Here is a 16,037-nt window from a genome sequence, read left to right on the forward strand (position 1 = left end):
GGAGGGGCTCAGTTAGGTTGCGGAACCAGCCCCCCGGCCAGCAACCGCATAACGTTGCCGCCCATCACCGCGCGAATTTCATCGTTGGTGAAGCCGCGATCGACCAGCGCCTGCGTGATGGCGGCGAGTTGCGACGTATCGAAACGCGTCGTGACGGCGCCGTCGAAATCGCTGCCGAGCCCGACATGTCTGATGCCGACGAGATCGCGGACATGCGCAATCGCGTGCGCGATCGCGGCGGGGCTGGTGTCGCAGACCGCGCTGTCCCAATAGCCGATGCCGACGATGCCGCCGGTGCGTGCCACGCCGCGAATTTCGTCATCGGTGAGGTTGCGGTTGACCTTGCAGGTCGCCTGGACGCCGCCATGGCTCGAGACGACGGGACGCGTCGCCATTTCGAGGATTTCCGCGACCGCGGCATGGCTGGCATGCGCGATGTCGACGATCATGCCCTTGCGCTCCATCTCGGCGACGACATGCCGGCCGAGCGGCGTGAGACCGCCCTTCTGGAGCCCGTGCATCGAGCCGGTGAGTTCGTTGTCGAAGAAGTGCGCGAGGCCCGCCATGCGGAAGCCGGCATCGTAGAGCACGTCCAGATTCTCGGCCTTGCCCTCGAGATTCTGCAGCCCCTCGATCGAGAGCAGCGCGCCCGTCACCCGCGCGCCGCGCGTCCGGTCTTCGAGCAGGGATGCGACATCCGCGCCGTCGCGGAGGATACGCAGGCGCCCCTTCGCCTTTTGCTCGGCACGCTGAAGTTTTTCGGCGTGCCAGAGCGAACGCTGCAGCAGCGAGGTCCATGTCCGCATCGGCTGGAGCTGGGCCACCGCGAGCAGCGTGATATTGTCGGTATCGGCGCCGTTCGCGTCGTAATTCTGGTCCTTGGGCGTCTTGGTGACCGACGAGAAGACCTGGAGCGCGACATTGCCCGCCTCGAGCCGCTTCAGGTCGACCTGGCCCTGATCGGTCTCGCTCAGCAGGCTGCGCTTCCACATCAGCGTGTCCGCGTGGAGATCGGCGATCTGGAGCGACTTGTGGAGTGCCACGCTATGCTGGCTGACCTCGGGCATCGGGCCGCGCACGACGACGTTCATGTCGCGTTCGACCATGCCCGGCGCGAGAGCGAGGAAACCGGCGATCAGGATGAGGATCAGGACCGCCGCGACGAGCAGTATCCTGCGCTTCACTGCGCGCGCACCAGCGTCACGAAACTATATGCGGGGCGGCCATTTGCCGCCTCGTGCCGTTCGCGGCGCGTTTCGCGCCAGCCATCTCCGAAATTGTCGAGCACCGTATCCCCCTCGGCCTCCAGATGAACTTCGGTCAGCTCGATCCGGTCGGCGCGCGACAGGAACAGCTGGTAAATCTCGGCACCGCCGATCACCGAGACGTGCGGCGCATTGGCGCGCTTCAGCGCATCTTCGGCGGTGTGGACGACTTCGGCACCGTCCTCGTCCCAGTCGGTGTCGCGCGTGATGACGATGTGGCGACGCCCCTCGAGCAGGCCGGGCAGGCTGTCGAACGTCTTGCGCCCCATGATCATGGGGGTGTTCTGTGTCAGCGACTTGAAGTGCCGCAGATCGGCGGGGATGTGCCAGGGCAGCCGGCCTTCGCGGCCGATCACGCCATTATCGGCGCGCGCGAGGATCAGGACGATCTCCGGGCCCTTCACACCGCCACCGGCGCCTTGATGTGGGGATGGGGATCGTAGCCGAGGATCTCGAAATCCTCATATTCATACGCGTCGATCGTGTCGGGCTTGCGCAATATGTGGAGCGACGGCAGCGGCCGGGGCTCGCGGGTGAGCTGAAGGCGCGCCTGTTCGAAATGGTTCGAATAGAGATGCGTATCCCCGCCGGTCCATACGAAGGTGCCCGGCTCGAGCCCGCACTGCTGGGCCAGAAGGTGCGTGAGCAACGCGTAGGAGGCGATGTTGAAGGGCAGGCCGAGAAAGACGTCGCAGCTGCGCTGGTAGAGCTGGAGGTTGAGCCTGCCGTTCGCCACCTGTGTCTGGAACAGGCAGTGGCAGGGGGCGAGCGCCATCTGGTCGATCTCGCCCGGGTTCCAGGCGGTCACGATCTGGCGGCGCGATGCGGGCTGACCACGGATCTGATCGATCAGCTGCGCGATCTGGTCGATATGGCGGCCGTCGGCGGTCTCCCAGTCGCGCCACTGCTTGCCATAGACGGGGCCGAGATCGCCGTCCTCCGCCGCCCATTCATCCCAGATGCTGACCTTGTTCTCCTGAAGCCAGCGGACATTGGTGTCGCCCTTCAGGAACCACAGCAGCTCGATGATGATCGAGCGCAGGTGGAGCTTCTTGGTGGTGACGAGCGGAAAGCCCTTCGACAGGTCGAACCGCATCTGGTGCCCGAACACGGCGCGCGTGCCGGTACCCGTCCGGTCCTGCTGGTCGGTACCCTCGTCGAGGATGCGCTGGAGAAGATCGAGATAGGCCTGCATGTTCGCCGCCGTTTATGACCGCGCATGCGCCGCTCGCCAAGCCTTTATCCGTTCATTCCGAAATGGATCGTATTGGCCGTGATTTCAGCCGCTTTGGAGTCGCCTGCGCTTCGCGAAGCCGTGTCGATACGTGATTTTGGGGCGGGTCGCGCAAAGGGTTCGATCAAGGCGGAGCAGCCCAGGTGCGTCGCAGATTCGAAAGCAGCGCGGCCGCGATCGCGTTTCTGGGGCCGGGACTGGCGCGGATGCGCAGCGAGATGCTGTGCGTTGCGCACCTCGATTCGGACGACGGACTGATCGGGCTCAGGCTGCGCTACGCGCGTCAGATCGACCGCGTCGACCTGCCCATTCGTACGATCGTGGCCGATGCGCTGGCGCTCCGGAGCGCCGCGCTGATCGTGGCGCATAACCATCCGGGCGGGGTGGCAGAGCCCAGCGCCGCCGATCTCGCCGCGACGCGGACGCTCGCCGATGTGGTAAGGCCGCTCGGGCTGAGGCTCCACGACCATCTGGTCTTCGCCGAAAGCCGCTGCTTCAGCTTTCGCGGCGCGGGACTGCTCTAGCGCTGGTAGCGGCAACCGCGGATCGCGTTCGGCTCGGGGCGGGGGCCCCGTGCCTCGAACTGCGCGATATAGCCGTCGACCGCGGGCAGCGACTGATATTCGACCTGCGCATAGCCGACCGCGGCGAATTCGCAGCGCAACAGCGCGATCGGCGTCCCGTGGTCCTGCGTCGGGCGCTCGGCATCGACCACGACCACGCGCCCGGTGCGAAGCAGCGAGGACCGCATTCGCCACAGGAATTCATAGGGCTGGGTGATCTCGTGGTACATGTGGACCATCAAGATGCGGTCGAAGCTGTTCTCGGGCAGTTTGGGATCCGCAGGCTCGCCCAGCCGCACGCTGACATTGTCGAGCCGTTCGCGATTGACACGCTCGGCGAGTGCATCGCGGACCTCGGGCACGATATCCTCGGCAAGCACGCGGCCTTTCTCACCCACGCGCGACGCCAGGCGGATCGTGTAATATCCTTCACCCGCGCCGATATCGGCGACGGTCATGCCCGGCCTGATGCCGGACCTGTCCATCACGGTATCGGCCTCGTTGACGCGATCGCGCGCTTCCTCGGTCGACCAGCGGCTGGATACGATCGGGGCGACGGGCCGGTCGGCGTCGGGAAAGCTGAGCTGCGCCTCGCCCTGCCGGCACGCGGCAAGCGACATCAGCAGCAACAGAAATCCCGCGCGGCGCATTGTCTTAGTCGACATCCTCCACTTCGACCTTCTCACCCGTTACGCGCTGCGAGAGCGCGGCGGCCATGAAAGGATCGAGTGCGCCATCAAGCACATCCGAGGGCGCCGTGGAAGTGACACCCGTGCGCAAATCCTTCACCAACTGATAGGGTTGCAGCACATAGGAACGGATTTGGTGGCCCCAGCCGATCTCGGTCTTGGCGGCATATTCGCCGCTCGCCGCCGCTTCGCGCTTCTGAAGCTCGGCCTCGTAAAGCCGCGCCTTCAGCATGTTCATCGCGGTCGCGCGGTTCTTGTGCTGCGACCGGTCGTTCTGGCTGGCGACGATGATGCCCGTCGGAATGTGGGTGAGACGTACCGCCGAATCGGTGGTGTTGACGTGCTGTCCGCCCGCGCCCGAGGCGCGGTAAGTGTCCATCTTGATGTCGCCCTCGTTGAGCTCGATCTCGATATTGTCGTCGATCACCGGATAGACCCATACCGACGAGAAGCTGGTGTGGCGCCGCGCCGAGCTGTCATAGGGGCTGATGCGCACGAGGCGATGCACGCCGCTTTCGGTCTTGGCATAGCCATAGGCGTTCTCGCCCTTGACCTGGAGCGTCGCCGATTTGATGCCCGCCTGCTCGCCCGCCTGATATTCGATCAGGTCGACCTTGAAGCCACGCTTTTCCGCCCAGCGCTGGTACATGCGCTGGAGCATTTCGGCCCAATCCTGGCTCTCGGTGCCGCCCGCGCCGGCATGAACCTCGATATAGGCGTCATTGGCGTCGGCCTCGCCCGCGAGCAGCGCCTTGATCTTGTCCTGATCGGCGCGTTCGGCGAGTGCGGCAATGCTGGCGACCGCCTCGTCGGCCATCGCTTCATCACCCTCGGCCTCGGCCATTTCGAGCAGCTCGACGGTATCGGCGAGTTCGCCCTCGATCGCGCGCGTCGCAGCGATGGCTTCATCCAGCCGGCGACGCTCGCGCATCACATCCTGTGCGGCCTTGGGATCGTCCCACAAGGTCGGGTCCTCGACCCGCGCGTTGAGCTCGTCGAGCCGGCGCAACGCGCGGTCCCAATCGAGAAAACGGCGAAGCAGCGCGAGCGCATCGTTGATCTTGTCGGCATTGGCCTGCGCTTCGGCGCGCATCTTCTTTCTCCGGTATCAATTGTACCCCCGCGTTCGTCGGGGTCCAGCCAAAGGCGCTGGATTGGGCCCCGGCCAGCGCCGGGGTACTATGTGGGGCTGCGATTTAGTAAATCCCGTCCTGACTTTGCAAGAACTCGCTGTCGCTCGCCGGGTGGGCGACGGCGCTGCCAGCGCCCGCCGCGCGATCGTCGGCCCTTTTGGCCTGTGCCACTTCCTCGCGACGGATCGAGCGGCGCGGCTCGCTTTCGGGCTTGAAGGCTTCCCAGATCACCGCCGCCTTCGGATCGTCGGTCGGCCATGCGCCGAAGACCTTGCGGCCCGACTTCCGGTCGATGCGAACCATCCGGACACCTTCGGGCGCGCGGAAGGGCACAACGGGCATATCCTTCATCGCCTTTTGAGCGAACTGCTTGAATATCGGCGCCGCCAGCGTGCCGCCCTGCGCATAGCCGCCCATCGGGCGTGGCTGGTCGAAGCCCATATAGACGCCCGCAACGAGATCGGCCGAGCCGCCGACGAACCACACATTGGTCGGGCCCGAGGAGGTACCCGTCTTGCCGAAAAGCGGGCGGTTGAGATCGCGGAGCACGGTGGCGGTGCCGCGCTGGATGACACCTTCGAGGATATGCACCATCTGATAGGCGGTCATCGGATCAACCGCCTGCTTGCGGCGCAAAGCCGGGCGCGGCATCGCCTTGCCGTCCCAGTCCTTCATGTTGCAGCGTTCGCAAGGCCGCGTATCGGCCTTGAAGATCACCTTGCCGTGGCGATCCTGGACATAGTCGATCAGCGTCGGGCTGAGCGCCTTGCCGTTATTGGCGAGGATCGAATAGGCGTTGGTCAGGCGCATCACCGTCGTGTCGCCCGCGCCAAGCGCGATCGCCAGCACCGCCGGATAGTTCTTGCCCGGCAGGCTCACACCCATGGCGGCGGCGGTCTTGACCACCTTGTCCATGCCCGTCTGCGAAGCGGCGCGCACGGTCATCAGGTTGCGCGATTGCTCGAGGCCCCACCGCATCGTCTGCGGTCCTGCGCCGCTCTTGTTGTCGAAGTTGCGGAAGCATTTCTGACCCAGCCGTGCACCCTGATAGACGCAGAAGGGGCCATCGACGATGATCGACGCGGGGGTCATGCCGCTATCGAGTGCCGCGGAATACGCGATCGGCTTGAAGGTCGAACCCGGCTGGCGCTCGGCCTGTGTCGCACGGTTGTAGCTCTGGAGGCGCGAATCGAAGCCGCCCTGCATCGCCAGCACCTGTCCGGTGTGCGGATTCTGCGCAACCATGCCACCCGAGATTTCGGGAATGTTGCGCAGCGCATAGACGCCGCCCTGTTCCTCTACCGCGATGATGTCGCCGGGCTTCATTGCCTGGAAGGCGCTGGTCGCGGTGCCGCGACGCGGCATCTGCGCATTGCCCGCAGGCAGCGTTCCCCGATTTCCGTTGGCGAAGCCCAGTTCGGCGCTGCCCGCCGTCTTGGACAGGACCACCGCGGCTTGCCAGTCATGATAGCCGATGCCGATATTGGTCGCGAGCAGGTTGCGGTTCCAGCCTTCGCCGACCTCGATCGGCTTCTTGTTGATCGGACCGCTCCAGCCCTTGCCACGATCATAGCGGATCAGGCCCGCGCGCAGCGCCTCGGTCATCGATTCCTGCATGGCCGGGTTGAGCGACGAGCGCACCCACAGACCGCCCGAATAGACGCTGTTCCTGTTCTTGCCGCCTTCGTCGCTTTCGCCGAACTTCTCGATCAGCTGGCGGCGGACTTCCTCGATGAAATAGCCCCCGACGCGTTGCTCGCGGCGGCCGACATAAGGCAGCAGCCCCAGCGGCTGCGCCTGCGCCGCATGCATCTGGCCTTCATCGATGAAGCCGTTGCGGCGCATCTCGCCCAATACCCAGTTGCGCCGAACGATCGCCTTGTCGACATTCGCGGCACGGCTGTAGGTGGACGGCGCCTTCGGCAAAATGGCGAGAAACGCCATCTCGTGGAGTTCGAGCGCGTCGACATCCTTGTCGAAATAGGCGCGTGCGGCTGCCTGCACGCCGAAGCTGTTCCGGCCGAGCGCGATCTGGTTGAGATAGAGCTCCATGATCTGCTCTTTGCTGAGCACCGATTCGATCCGCTTGGCGAGGAACGCCTCCTTGATCTTGCGGACATAGCTGAGCTCATTGGTAAGCAGCAGGTTCTTGGCCACCTGTTGCGTGATCGTCGACGCGCCCACGGGGCGGCCCGAATTGGTCAGGTTGGTGAAGATCGCGGCGATGATGCCCGGATAATCGAGTCCGCCATGCTCGAAGAAGGTGCGGTCTTCGGCGGCAAGATAGGACCGCACGAGCAGCGGCGGATATTCGTCGAAACTCAGCTGTACGCGGCGCTCGCGTGCATAGCTGTGGACGGGCGCTCCGTCGATCGCGCGGACGTTGGTGGGTAGAGGCGGCTCATAGGTGAGCAGCGTGTCCGCCGAAGGCAGGCTGCGCGCAAAAATGGCCCAGATAAGCAGCAGGCCGAGCAGTCCCGCCAGCGCCATATAGGCCAGGATACGCACCCAGCGCTTGTTCCACCAGGGTCTCAGCCGGTCGAGCACGCCGCTCGCCTCACGCTTCAACCGGTAACTGAAATTCTCGGGCACCGCTTCGGTCATAGGCTTCCGGCTCTAGCAAGTTTTACCGGCTTTGCCAGCCGCGTCAGCGCGCATCTGGTCGCAACGCGGGCGCGAGCGACCGTCGGCTGGTATCGTCCTGCTCCGCTGCCGGCTGATGCCCCGACGAGGCGATCCGATTATAGTCCTGCACGATTTCGGAAAGAATTGAGAGGGCGAGCGTCGCAGGGTCGCGGGTTGCCGGGATGAGCCCGATGGGCCCTCGCAAGGTGTCGAGCAGATGTTCTGGAATGCCCGCAATCCGCAAGCGTTCCAGTCGCGTGGCGTGCGTTCGCCTGCTTCCGACCGCTCCGAAATAGAAGCCGGGCAGATGGACGGCCTGTGGCAGCAAGCCCTCCTCCCAATCGCGGTCGTGAAAGAGAAAGACGATCGCGGTCCAGGCATCGGTATGGACGGGGGGCAGCGTCGTGCGGGTCAACAGCTCGATCGTGTCGATCCCCCGGGCGGTGAGTTCGGCCAATGCGCGCCTGTCAGGTGTGAGCGCGGCGACGTCGGCGCCGAAACCGTGCGCAAGGCGCGCGAGTCCGGTCAGATCTTCGCCCTGTCCGATCGCGACGATGCGAAGCCGCGGCAGATAGGAGATGTCGAAGTTGTCATCCTGCCAGCCAGGCTGTGGCGCCGCCGCATCGGCCATCGTCACCCCTGTCCGTGACAAGCGCAGCGTCGCCATTTTCCGTGCATCGAGCAGGGCAACGATATCAGCGATCGCCTGAGGATCGGGGCGCGGGTTGAACAGGAGGTCGATGCCTCCGCCGCATGGCAGTCGAATGTCGAGATAGGGCGAGCCTGCACCGAACCTCACCAGCTTCGCGTTGCCGCTCGCGAGCGTGCCAAGCGCTTCGGCCACGACCGCGGCTTCGACACAGCCTCCCGAAAAGGATCCGACATATTGGCCATCTTCGGCGATCGCCATCTGCGCACCGATCGCGCGCGACGACACGCCCTCGATCCCGGTGAGTGTCACGAGAACGGTGTTCAGCCGTTCATCGGTGCGCGAAAGGATGAAGCGCAATATGTCTGCCGGAGCGCTTGCAATCATGGCCGTGGCGCGCGGACTGTAGCGCGCGCGCCAGGGGGATCGCCGGGAAAACTGGACAGGAAGAATGCCATCATGATCGAGCCCGCCAATATCGCCGCCATATTGCTCGCTGCGGGGCAGTCGCGACGGTTCGGCGCGGGCGACAAGCTGCTTGCGGAACTGGATGGCGATCCGGTCGCCCTCCACGCGGCGCGGCGGATCGTCGCGCTGGAGCCGGGGCGCCGGATTGCCGTGTGTAGCAGCGCTGACGGCGAGCTTGCGCGCCGGCTCGATGCACTCGGTTTCGAGATCGTATCGAACGCGCAACCCGAGCGGGGACTTTCGCAGTCGCTTGGTGCGGGCATCGGCCTTGCCGCCAGCGGGAGTGCCGCGGCGGCGCTCATCTGCCTTGCAGACATGCCTTTCGTCACCGTGCACCACCTGCGCGCGCTGCTGACGCGCTTCGATCCGGAACACTGCCCGGTCATGGCCTCGGAGAAGGACGGGGTCGCGATGCCGCCTGTCATATTCGCGCGGTCGATGTTCGATCGTCTACGGCAGGCGCAGGGCGACCAGGGGGGCAGGGCACTTCTCGCCGGCGCCGCGCGCGTACGGGCGCGGGCCGGAGAACTGGCGGATATCGACGTGCCCGACGATCTGCCGCACGGCCGTCAGGCATAGTGTTTTCCTCGCACCGTCCGATCATGTCATGTCGGGAAGCCGATCGAGCAGCTTGTCGAGCGTGATCGGATAGTTGCGCACGCGCGCGCCCGTCGCGTTGTAAACCGCGTTCGCAACCGCCGCTGCGACGCCGCAGATGCCGAGTTCGCCGACCCCCTTCGCTTTCATCGGCGAGGTGTTCGGATCGGTTTCGTCGAGGAAGATCACCTCCTGATAAGGGATGTCGGCATGGACCGGCACCTCATATCCCGCGAGGTCGTGGTTGACGAAGAAGCCGAAGCGCTTGTCGACCGCCAGTTCCTCCATCAGCGCCGCGCCCGCGCCCATCGTCATCCCGCCGATGACCTGGCTGCGTGCCGCCTTGGGGTTGAGGATACGCCCCGCCGCGCAAACGGCGAGCATCCGCCGGATGCGGATTTCGCCCGTCGCGCTGTCGACACCGACCTCGACAAAATGCGCGCCGAAGGTCGACTGCTGTTTCTCCTCGGCGAGCTTGCCGAATTCGATGATATCCTCGGCGACGAGTTCGCCGTCTCTTGCCGCGTCACCAAGCGCGAAACTGCGCCCGCCTGCCTTGACCATGCCGTCAGCAAACACCGCGTCGGCGGGCTTCAACCCGAGCTTCTGTGCTGCGGCGTCGCGGAGCTTGACGCACGCGGCATAGACGCCGGCCGTCGAGCTGTTGGCGCCCCATTGCCCGCCCGAGCCCGAGGAAACGGGGAAGCTGGAATCGCCCAGTTTCACCACGACCTTGTCGAGCGGCAGCCCCATCATTTCGGCCGCAGTCTGCGCGATGATCGTATAGCTGCCGGTGCCGATATCGGTCATGTCGGTTTCGACGGTGACGACACCTGCATTGGAAAGCCGGACGCGCGCGGCCGAATTGGTGTTGAGATTGTTGCGGAATGCCGCAGCGACACCCATACCGACGAGCCATTTGCCATCGCGTGTCGCGCCCGGCTTGCCGCGTTTGGCCCAGCCGAATTTGTCGGCGCCCATTTGCAGGCATTTGTTGAGCTGGCGCTGGGTGAAGGGCCGGCTCGGCGCTTCGGGGTCGACCTGCGTGTCGTTAAGGATGCGGAACTGGACGGGGTCCAGCCCGAGCTTTTCGGCCATCTCGTCCATTGCGATCTCGAGCGCCATCATACCGGGCGCCTCGCCGGGCGCGCGCATGTCATTGCCCTCGGGCAGATTCATGGCGGCGATGCGCATTGCCGTCATGCGGTTGGCGCCCGCATAGAGAAGCCTGGTCTGCATGACCGCGCCTTCTGGCTTTGTGCCGGCAATATCGCCCGACCAGCTTTCGTGGCCGATCGCGGTCAGCTTGCCGTCAGGCGTCGCGCCCAGCCGGATACGCTGGATTGTCGCGGGGCGGTGGGTCGTGTTGTTCATCATCAGCGCGCGGTGGAGCGCGACCTTGACCGGGCGCTTTGCCGCCTTTGCGCCTAGCGCCGCGAGGATGGCGTCGGCGCGAACATACAGCTTACCGCCGAAACCGCCGCCGATATAGGGCGAGATCAGCCTGACATTCTCCTTTGCGATGCCCAGCGTCTTGGCGACGTCGCCCACCGACCAGGCGATCATCTGGTTCGACGTCCACATGGTCAGCTTGTCGCCCTCCCACGACGCGATCGACGCGTGTGGCTCCATCATCGCATGCGCATGGTCGGGCGTCGAATAGCGCTCGTCGAGCTTTACGGGAGCGGCGGCAAAGGCCGACGCGAAATCGCCGACTGCGGTTTCAGGTTGGCTGCCATAAAGAAGGGGCGCTATTCCTGCCGTGCCGACGGTGGCGGAAAGGTCATAGACACCCTTGTCGCGCGCATATTCGACGCGGACGAGTGAAGCGGCGGCGCGCGCCTGTTCGAAGGTTTCGGCGACGACGAGCGCGACCGCCTGATGATAATGCTCGATATCGGGGCCGCCGAGCAATCTGGCATTGTTGAAGTCGCCCTTGCCGAGCTTGCCGGCATTGGCTGCCGTAATGACGGCTAGCACGCCGGGCGCGGCCTTTGCTTCGTCGAGGTTCATCGACGCGATGCGGCCCTTGGCGATCGCCGATCCGACGACATAGCCATAGGCCTGGGTCTTGACGAAATCCTGATGCTCATAGGCGTAGGCGGCGGTGCCCGTCGTCTTGAGCGGCCCTTCGATCCGGTTGGTGGGTTTGCCGACGACCTTCAACTGGTCGATCGGGTTTGTGGCGGCGGGCGTGTCGAATTTCATGGCTCAGCCTTTCGCTTGCGCCAGCACGCCGGCGAGCGTGCGCTCGACCAGTGGCAGCTTGTAGGCATTTTCGTGGGTGGTCTTCGCGCCCGCGAGCAGCTTTGCGGTGACCGCTTTCGCGCCGCGCGGCAGATCGGCTTCAGCCGCCTCGACGCGCCAGGGCTTGTAGGCGACGCCGCCCAGCGCGACGCGGCCGGTGCCGTCCCTTTGCACGACGGCGCCGACCGAGATCAGCGCGAAGGCATAGGACGCCCGGTCGCGCACCTTGTGATAGATGTGGGTGCCGCCGATGGGCTTGGGCAGCGTGACCGCGGTGATCAGTTCGCCCGGCGCCAGCACCGTTTCCAGATGCGGCGTCTTGCCCGGCGCGCGATAGAAATCGGCATAGGGAATGGCGCGCGTCTTACCCTCCACATCGACCGTTTCGACGCTGGCGTCGAGTGCGCGGAGCGCGACGCCGACGTCGCTCGGCTGGGTCGCGATGCACGCATCGCTGGCGCCGATGACGGCAAGGATGCGGTTGAAACCGCCGATCGCCGCGCAGCCGCTGCCGGGCTGACGTTTGTTGCATGGCTGGTTGGTATCGTAAAAATAGGGACAGCGCGTGCGCTGGAGGATGTTGCCCCCCATCGTCGCCTTGTTGCGGAGTTGCCCCGAAGCGCCCGCGACGAGCGCGCGCGAGATGAGGCCGTAGTCGCGACGGACGCGGCCATCGGACGCGAGGTCGGTGTTGCGTACCATCGCACCGATGCGCAGCCCGCCTTCGGACGTCGGCTCGATCTTGTCGAGCGCGAGGCGGCTGATGTCGATCAGATGCGCGGGCGTCTCGATCTCGAGCTTCATCAGGTCGAGAAGGTTGGTGCCGCCGGCGATGAAGCGTGCGCCCTTCGCCCGCGCGAAGGCGGCGGTGGCGGCGGCGGGCGTGTCGACCCGCTCGTAGGTGAAGCTTTTCATGCCTTCACTCCTGCAACGTCGCTGATCGCCGCGACGATGTTGGGATAGGCGCCGCAGCGGCAGATATTGCCGCTCATCCGCTCGCGAATTTCCATGTTGGTCACTGCCGGGGCGGCAGTCAGGTCGGCGGTGACATGGCTGGGGATGCCGGCCTTGATCTCGTCGAGCACCGCGACTGCCGAGCAGATCTGCCCCGGAGTGCAATAGCCGCACTGGTAGCCGTCATGCACCACGAACGCGGCCTGCATCGGGTGGAGCTTTTCGGGCGTGCCGAGCCCCTCGATCGTCACGATCTCGTCGCCCTCGTGCATCACCGCGAGCGTCAGGCAGCTGTTGATGCGGCGTCCATCGACGATGACGGTGCACGCGCCGCACTGGCCATGGTCGCAGCCCTTTTTGGTGCCGGTCAAATGCAGATGCTCGCGCAGCGCGTCGAGCAAGGACACGCGCGTGTCGAGTTCGAGCGCGCGCGCCTTGCCGTTCACCTTGAACGAAACCTTCGCCATGGCAGGAGCGGGGGCTGGTCGGGCAGGTTGCGCCACCGCTGGCACCGCCGTGGCGGCCACAGAGGCAGCGCTTCCGATCAATATGCCGCGCCGGGACACTTCGAGATCGCCTGAATTCTGCATGGCTGTTCCGATCCTTTCCTCTTTGCGGAGGCACAAAATATCGAGGTTGAGCGTCGGACTTCGAATTTTGCGAGGGTGCGAAGCGGTGCTCACCGATCCATGATAACTGAAGCGACGCCAGACGATTGGCCGGCGCAGATGTCATAACTCTATATCGGCCGTTCATCAATGTGTGGGGGGGGGCTACTGGCGACCGCGTTCGTCGGAAACCGGCTCCATCCCGTCGACCAGGCTTTCGCCGGGCCGTTGGTCCCGTTCGCGATCGAGATGCCCGTCGCGGACTTCGATCGGTGACCGGCCGGTCAGCCAAAGGGCGAGATTCCGGACAAATTGCCTGATCGAGCGTCGGGCGTCGGCGGAATGTGCGAGACCGGCGCCCGGCGCCTCACTGACAAAGCTCGGGCAGCCCGTTGCAGGGTCCCAGTTATAGTCCGCGAAATGGTGGAAGGTCGATTGCGCCACTGCCGGGCCGTCGCCGCTGTCGGAAGGCTCGAAGGCGACGGCAATGTTGAAGTGTCTGCCGCTCACCTTGCTGGTGCCCGTCGCGATTACGCGTGCCGTGGGGTCGTCTGGAGGTGTGCCGACCGCACCTTCGTGCGGATGGGCGGGAAGGTAGCGGATCAGTCCATCGCGTGCCGCCGGATCGTGCAGCAACGGGTGCGGCGTACCGACGGCAATGATCTCCTGAAAATCCCCGTTTGCGCCCGAATGATAGTTTGGCCACAAGATCGCGCTGGTCTCGCGATCATCGATGACGTGGCGCGCTTCGTCCGGTTCGACATTCTTGCTGTGGAAGAAATGCGCGGTGCCGACGCCGCCAAGCGAGCAGACGGAACTGCCCAGGTCCATATGATCGCGGGTTACCAGAAGCCCCCCGCCGTTCCTCCGGAAGCGGCTGATTGCCGCGCAATCTTCCTCGTCGAGCCCGTCACCCGTGTCGACCGCAAACAACCACAGCTCATCGAAGTCCGACCTGTCGATCGTCGACAGCACCGGATCGGGGGCGCCCGGCGTTGTGCGGTCGCGCGCGGTCACGGCGCACAACGGCATGCCGTCCTCATCGAGAAGCCCGGCCAGATAGTCGCGCAACATCGAAAAGCGTCCGATATGCCAATCGTCGGCAATCGGCGGAATCGTTGTCTGAAGCAGGATACGGATCGGTGAGGCCATCATGCTTTCCTCCAGGATGATCCCCGGCCGGTCTTGCCGGAGCGACAATCAAGTTAGCGCGCACATGATCCCGGTGCCCGATTTGGGGCAGAGACTCGTGTTCGCATGCATCCATTGTAGCTTGAAGCACGACGATCGGACCATCACAGATCGCGCCCGGCTATGTGCGGCCCGAACGAATTGACGCGATCAATCGCGGCTATCGTGCTAGACGGCCTCATCACCTGAAACTGCGCTCAAGCATCTCGTGACAGAGGGACCGTTGTGCCCCCGCTTGCAAACGAGAAGGCTAAATCATGAATCTCGATCACCTGCTCTTGCGTGAACAACGCGAGACGACACGCGCAACAGGTGCCGCCCATGCAAAATTCTGACATAAGCCGGGCGATCAACGTCGATGCCGCAGCCGAGGCAGTCACCGAAATCTGCCAAAGGCTTGGAGTAGCGGTAAGCGCCATGGAGCCTCTGCTTTGCGGCGGCACGCGCGTGGTATGTTGCTCGAGCGTCGGGGCACATGCGCTTCGCAAACAGCTTGGCGACAAGGTGCTGCAGCGCAAGGTGTCACGAATTCCGCTGGCGCCGCGGCACAGTTATTGATTGACGCGGCCCCTGGGCAGGGGGCTGGTCACCATCCTGTTTCTGCACCGCACTTCGGCGCGCCGCGACGAACGGAGGTGGTGGCCATTTGCCCGTGATATGGCCCGGCCTGTCGCGTCGGTGGCGTGAGCGACCGGGCTTTGCGTTAAGGAGCAGTTTCGTGACTGTCGAAAACAGAAACCTCCGGACGACGGGTGAGTCTAAATGAGAATATCGCTTGAGGATGTGAGAGCTTCACTCGAACTGGGAAAGCGGCTGCAAGAGATGAGGCGTCAAAAGGCGGCTCAAGCAGTGGCGAAACGTGCAAGCACGATCCTGGTACCACGTGCGGAGCCGCGCTCATAAATATTTGATTTTCGGTCGCGGGAGTGCCGTTGCGTGCCCCGCGGCCCGACTGTCGCGTCAACTCTTGCCGGATTGCCTGCAGGGCGCGGGTTGCACAGGTGTCCATGTCCGCGATGCGGCTCTCAGGGTCTCAGCACCCAACCGCCGTCGATGTGAAGCGTCTGGCCCGTGATCCACGCGCCGGCTTCGGAGCACAGCAGGAGGAGAGCCCCCACAAGTTCGTCGGGCTCTCCTTGCGGACGGCTGGCGACCGTCATCTTGAGAAACTGAAGGAACGGGGAATCGTCGGGCACCAGCTGCTTGCCGGCATCCGAAGTGACGTTGCCGGGCGCGATGGCGTTGGCGGTGATGCCTTCCTTGCCCAGCGCCTTGGCCAGCGTCGTAGTCAGGCCGACCAGCGCCAGCTTGCCGATGCCGTAGATGCCGATGGCGGGGAATGCTCCGCCCGAAGTCTGGTTGACGATCCGCCCGCCGCCGCGCTCGCGCATCGCGGGTATCGCAGCCTGACAGCAGATCAGCGCGCCGGTCAGATTGACGTCGAGCGTACGGTTCCAGTCTTCGAGCGGGACGTCGGCGATGCTCTGATGGCCGAGCTCTGCCATCAGCGCGGCATTGTTGACGAGGATGTCGACGCCGCCGAACGCGGACTTGGCCGTTGCGACCATGACTTGGGCGGAGGAAGGGTCGGTGATATCGACGCGCACGCCGATCGCTTTCGCTCCGGTTGCCGCGATCTCTTCGGCGACGGCCTTTGCGCCTTCCTCGTTGATGTCGGCTACGACGACCGCAGCTCCCGCCTTCGCGAGACCCAGTGCATAGGCCCGGCCGATGGAGTTGCCGCGCCCGCCAGCACCCGTCACGATCGCGACTTTGCCGTCCAGACGAAACTGCTCGATTGAAAATGCCATATT

General features: G+C 64.7%; 14 protein-coding genes. 2 read left to right on the forward strand and 12 right to left on the reverse strand.

What is annotated here, in order from left to right; translation table 11 throughout:
- Window positions 1–8: 8 nt before the first annotated feature.
- Genes MKI88_RS04710 through thyA form a run of 3 tightly spaced genes read right to left on the reverse strand, consistent with a single transcriptional unit; the run spans window position 9 to window position 2,460 of the window.
- A complete protein-coding gene (locus tag MKI88_RS04710) occupies window positions 9–1,184 on the reverse strand; it encodes a dipeptidase (RefSeq protein ID WP_241629806.1) in 1,176 nt (391 codons plus the stop codon).
- Window positions 1,181–1,669 (reverse strand): dihydrofolate reductase, encoded by a 489-nt coding sequence (locus MKI88_RS04715; RefSeq protein WP_241629807.1) that lies wholly within the window; start codon window positions 1,667–1,669, stop codon window positions 1,181–1,183. The genes MKI88_RS04710 and MKI88_RS04715 overlap by 4 nt, the downstream gene beginning before the upstream one ends.
- Window positions 1,666–2,460, reverse strand: a complete 795-nt coding sequence (thyA, locus tag MKI88_RS04720) for a thymidylate synthase (RefSeq protein WP_241629808.1) — start codon at window positions 2,458–2,460, stop codon at window positions 1,666–1,668. The genes MKI88_RS04715 and thyA overlap by 4 nt, the downstream gene beginning before the upstream one ends.
- 182 nt (window positions 2,461–2,642) lie before the next feature.
- Here thyA and MKI88_RS04725 point away from each other — a divergent pair, with 182 nt between their 5' ends.
- A complete protein-coding gene (locus MKI88_RS04725) occupies window positions 2,643–3,023 on the forward strand; it encodes a JAB domain-containing protein (RefSeq protein WP_241629809.1) in 381 nt (126 codons plus the stop codon).
- Here the strand turns inward: MKI88_RS04725 and MKI88_RS04730 are convergent.
- The 4 genes from MKI88_RS04730 to MKI88_RS04745 all read right to left on the reverse strand — a co-directional run bounded on the left by MKI88_RS04730 (window position 3,020) and on the right by MKI88_RS04745 (window position 8,545).
- The gene (locus MKI88_RS04730) at window positions 3,020–3,727 is read right to left on the reverse strand and encodes a class I SAM-dependent methyltransferase (RefSeq protein ID WP_407073301.1); all 708 of its coding nucleotides are present in this window, start codon (window positions 3,725–3,727) and stop codon (window positions 3,020–3,022) included. The genes MKI88_RS04725 and MKI88_RS04730 overlap by 4 nt on opposite strands.
- Complete coding sequence (prfB, locus tag MKI88_RS04735) at window positions 3,717–4,844, reverse strand: peptide chain release factor 2 (RefSeq protein ID WP_241629810.1); 1,128 nt, start codon at window positions 4,842–4,844, stop codon at window positions 3,717–3,719. Before prfB ends, MKI88_RS04730 begins: the two co-directional genes overlap by 11 nt.
- Before the next feature lie 103 nt (window positions 4,845–4,947).
- A complete protein-coding gene (locus MKI88_RS04740; RefSeq protein ID WP_241629811.1) occupies window positions 4,948–7,488 on the reverse strand; it encodes a penicillin-binding protein 1A in 2,541 nt (846 codons plus the stop codon).
- A gap of 43 nt (window positions 7,489–7,531) precedes the next feature.
- Complete coding sequence (locus tag MKI88_RS04745; protein WP_241629812.1) at window positions 7,532–8,545, reverse strand: XdhC family protein; 1,014 nt, start codon at window positions 8,543–8,545, stop codon at window positions 7,532–7,534.
- A gap of 72 nt (window positions 8,546–8,617) precedes the next feature.
- On the opposite strand from MKI88_RS04745, the gene MKI88_RS04750 reads away from it, so the two are divergent.
- Window positions 8,618–9,205, forward strand: a complete 588-nt coding sequence (locus tag MKI88_RS04750) for an NTP transferase domain-containing protein (protein ID WP_241629813.1) — start codon at window positions 8,618–8,620, stop codon at window positions 9,203–9,205.
- A gap of 21 nt (window positions 9,206–9,226) precedes the next feature.
- Here the strand turns inward: MKI88_RS04750 and paoC are convergent, their stop codons facing one another.
- The 5 genes from paoC to MKI88_RS04775 form a co-directional block, all read right to left on the reverse strand.
- Window positions 9,227–11,431 (reverse strand): aldehyde oxidoreductase molybdenum-binding subunit PaoC, encoded by a 2,205-nt coding sequence (paoC, locus tag MKI88_RS04755; RefSeq protein ID WP_241629814.1) that lies wholly within the window; start codon window positions 11,429–11,431, stop codon window positions 9,227–9,229.
- Between the two features lie 3 nt (window positions 11,432–11,434).
- Window positions 11,435–12,385, reverse strand: a complete 951-nt coding sequence (locus MKI88_RS04760) for a xanthine dehydrogenase family protein subunit M (RefSeq protein ID WP_241629815.1) — start codon at window positions 12,383–12,385, stop codon at window positions 11,435–11,437.
- Window positions 12,382–13,014 (reverse strand): aldehyde dehydrogenase iron-sulfur subunit PaoA, encoded by a 633-nt coding sequence (gene paoA, locus MKI88_RS04765; protein WP_241629816.1) that lies wholly within the window; start codon window positions 13,012–13,014, stop codon window positions 12,382–12,384. Before paoA ends, MKI88_RS04760 begins: the two co-directional genes overlap by 4 nt.
- Before the next feature lie 183 nt (window positions 13,015–13,197).
- Window positions 13,198–14,187, reverse strand: coding sequence for a hypothetical protein (locus MKI88_RS04770; protein WP_241629817.1), 990 nt, complete (start codon window positions 14,185–14,187; stop codon window positions 13,198–13,200).
- A 1,061-nt stretch (window positions 14,188–15,248) separates the two neighbouring features.
- Entirely contained in the window at window positions 15,249–16,034 is a 786-nt protein-coding gene (locus MKI88_RS04775) for an SDR family oxidoreductase (protein ID WP_241629818.1), read from the reverse strand.
- Window positions 16,035–16,037: the final 3 nt, after the last annotated feature.

The sequence above is a fragment of the Sphingomonas sp. LaA6.9 genome, assembly GCF_022601895.1.
GTDB lineage: Bacteria > Pseudomonadota > Alphaproteobacteria > Sphingomonadales > Sphingomonadaceae > Sphingobium_A.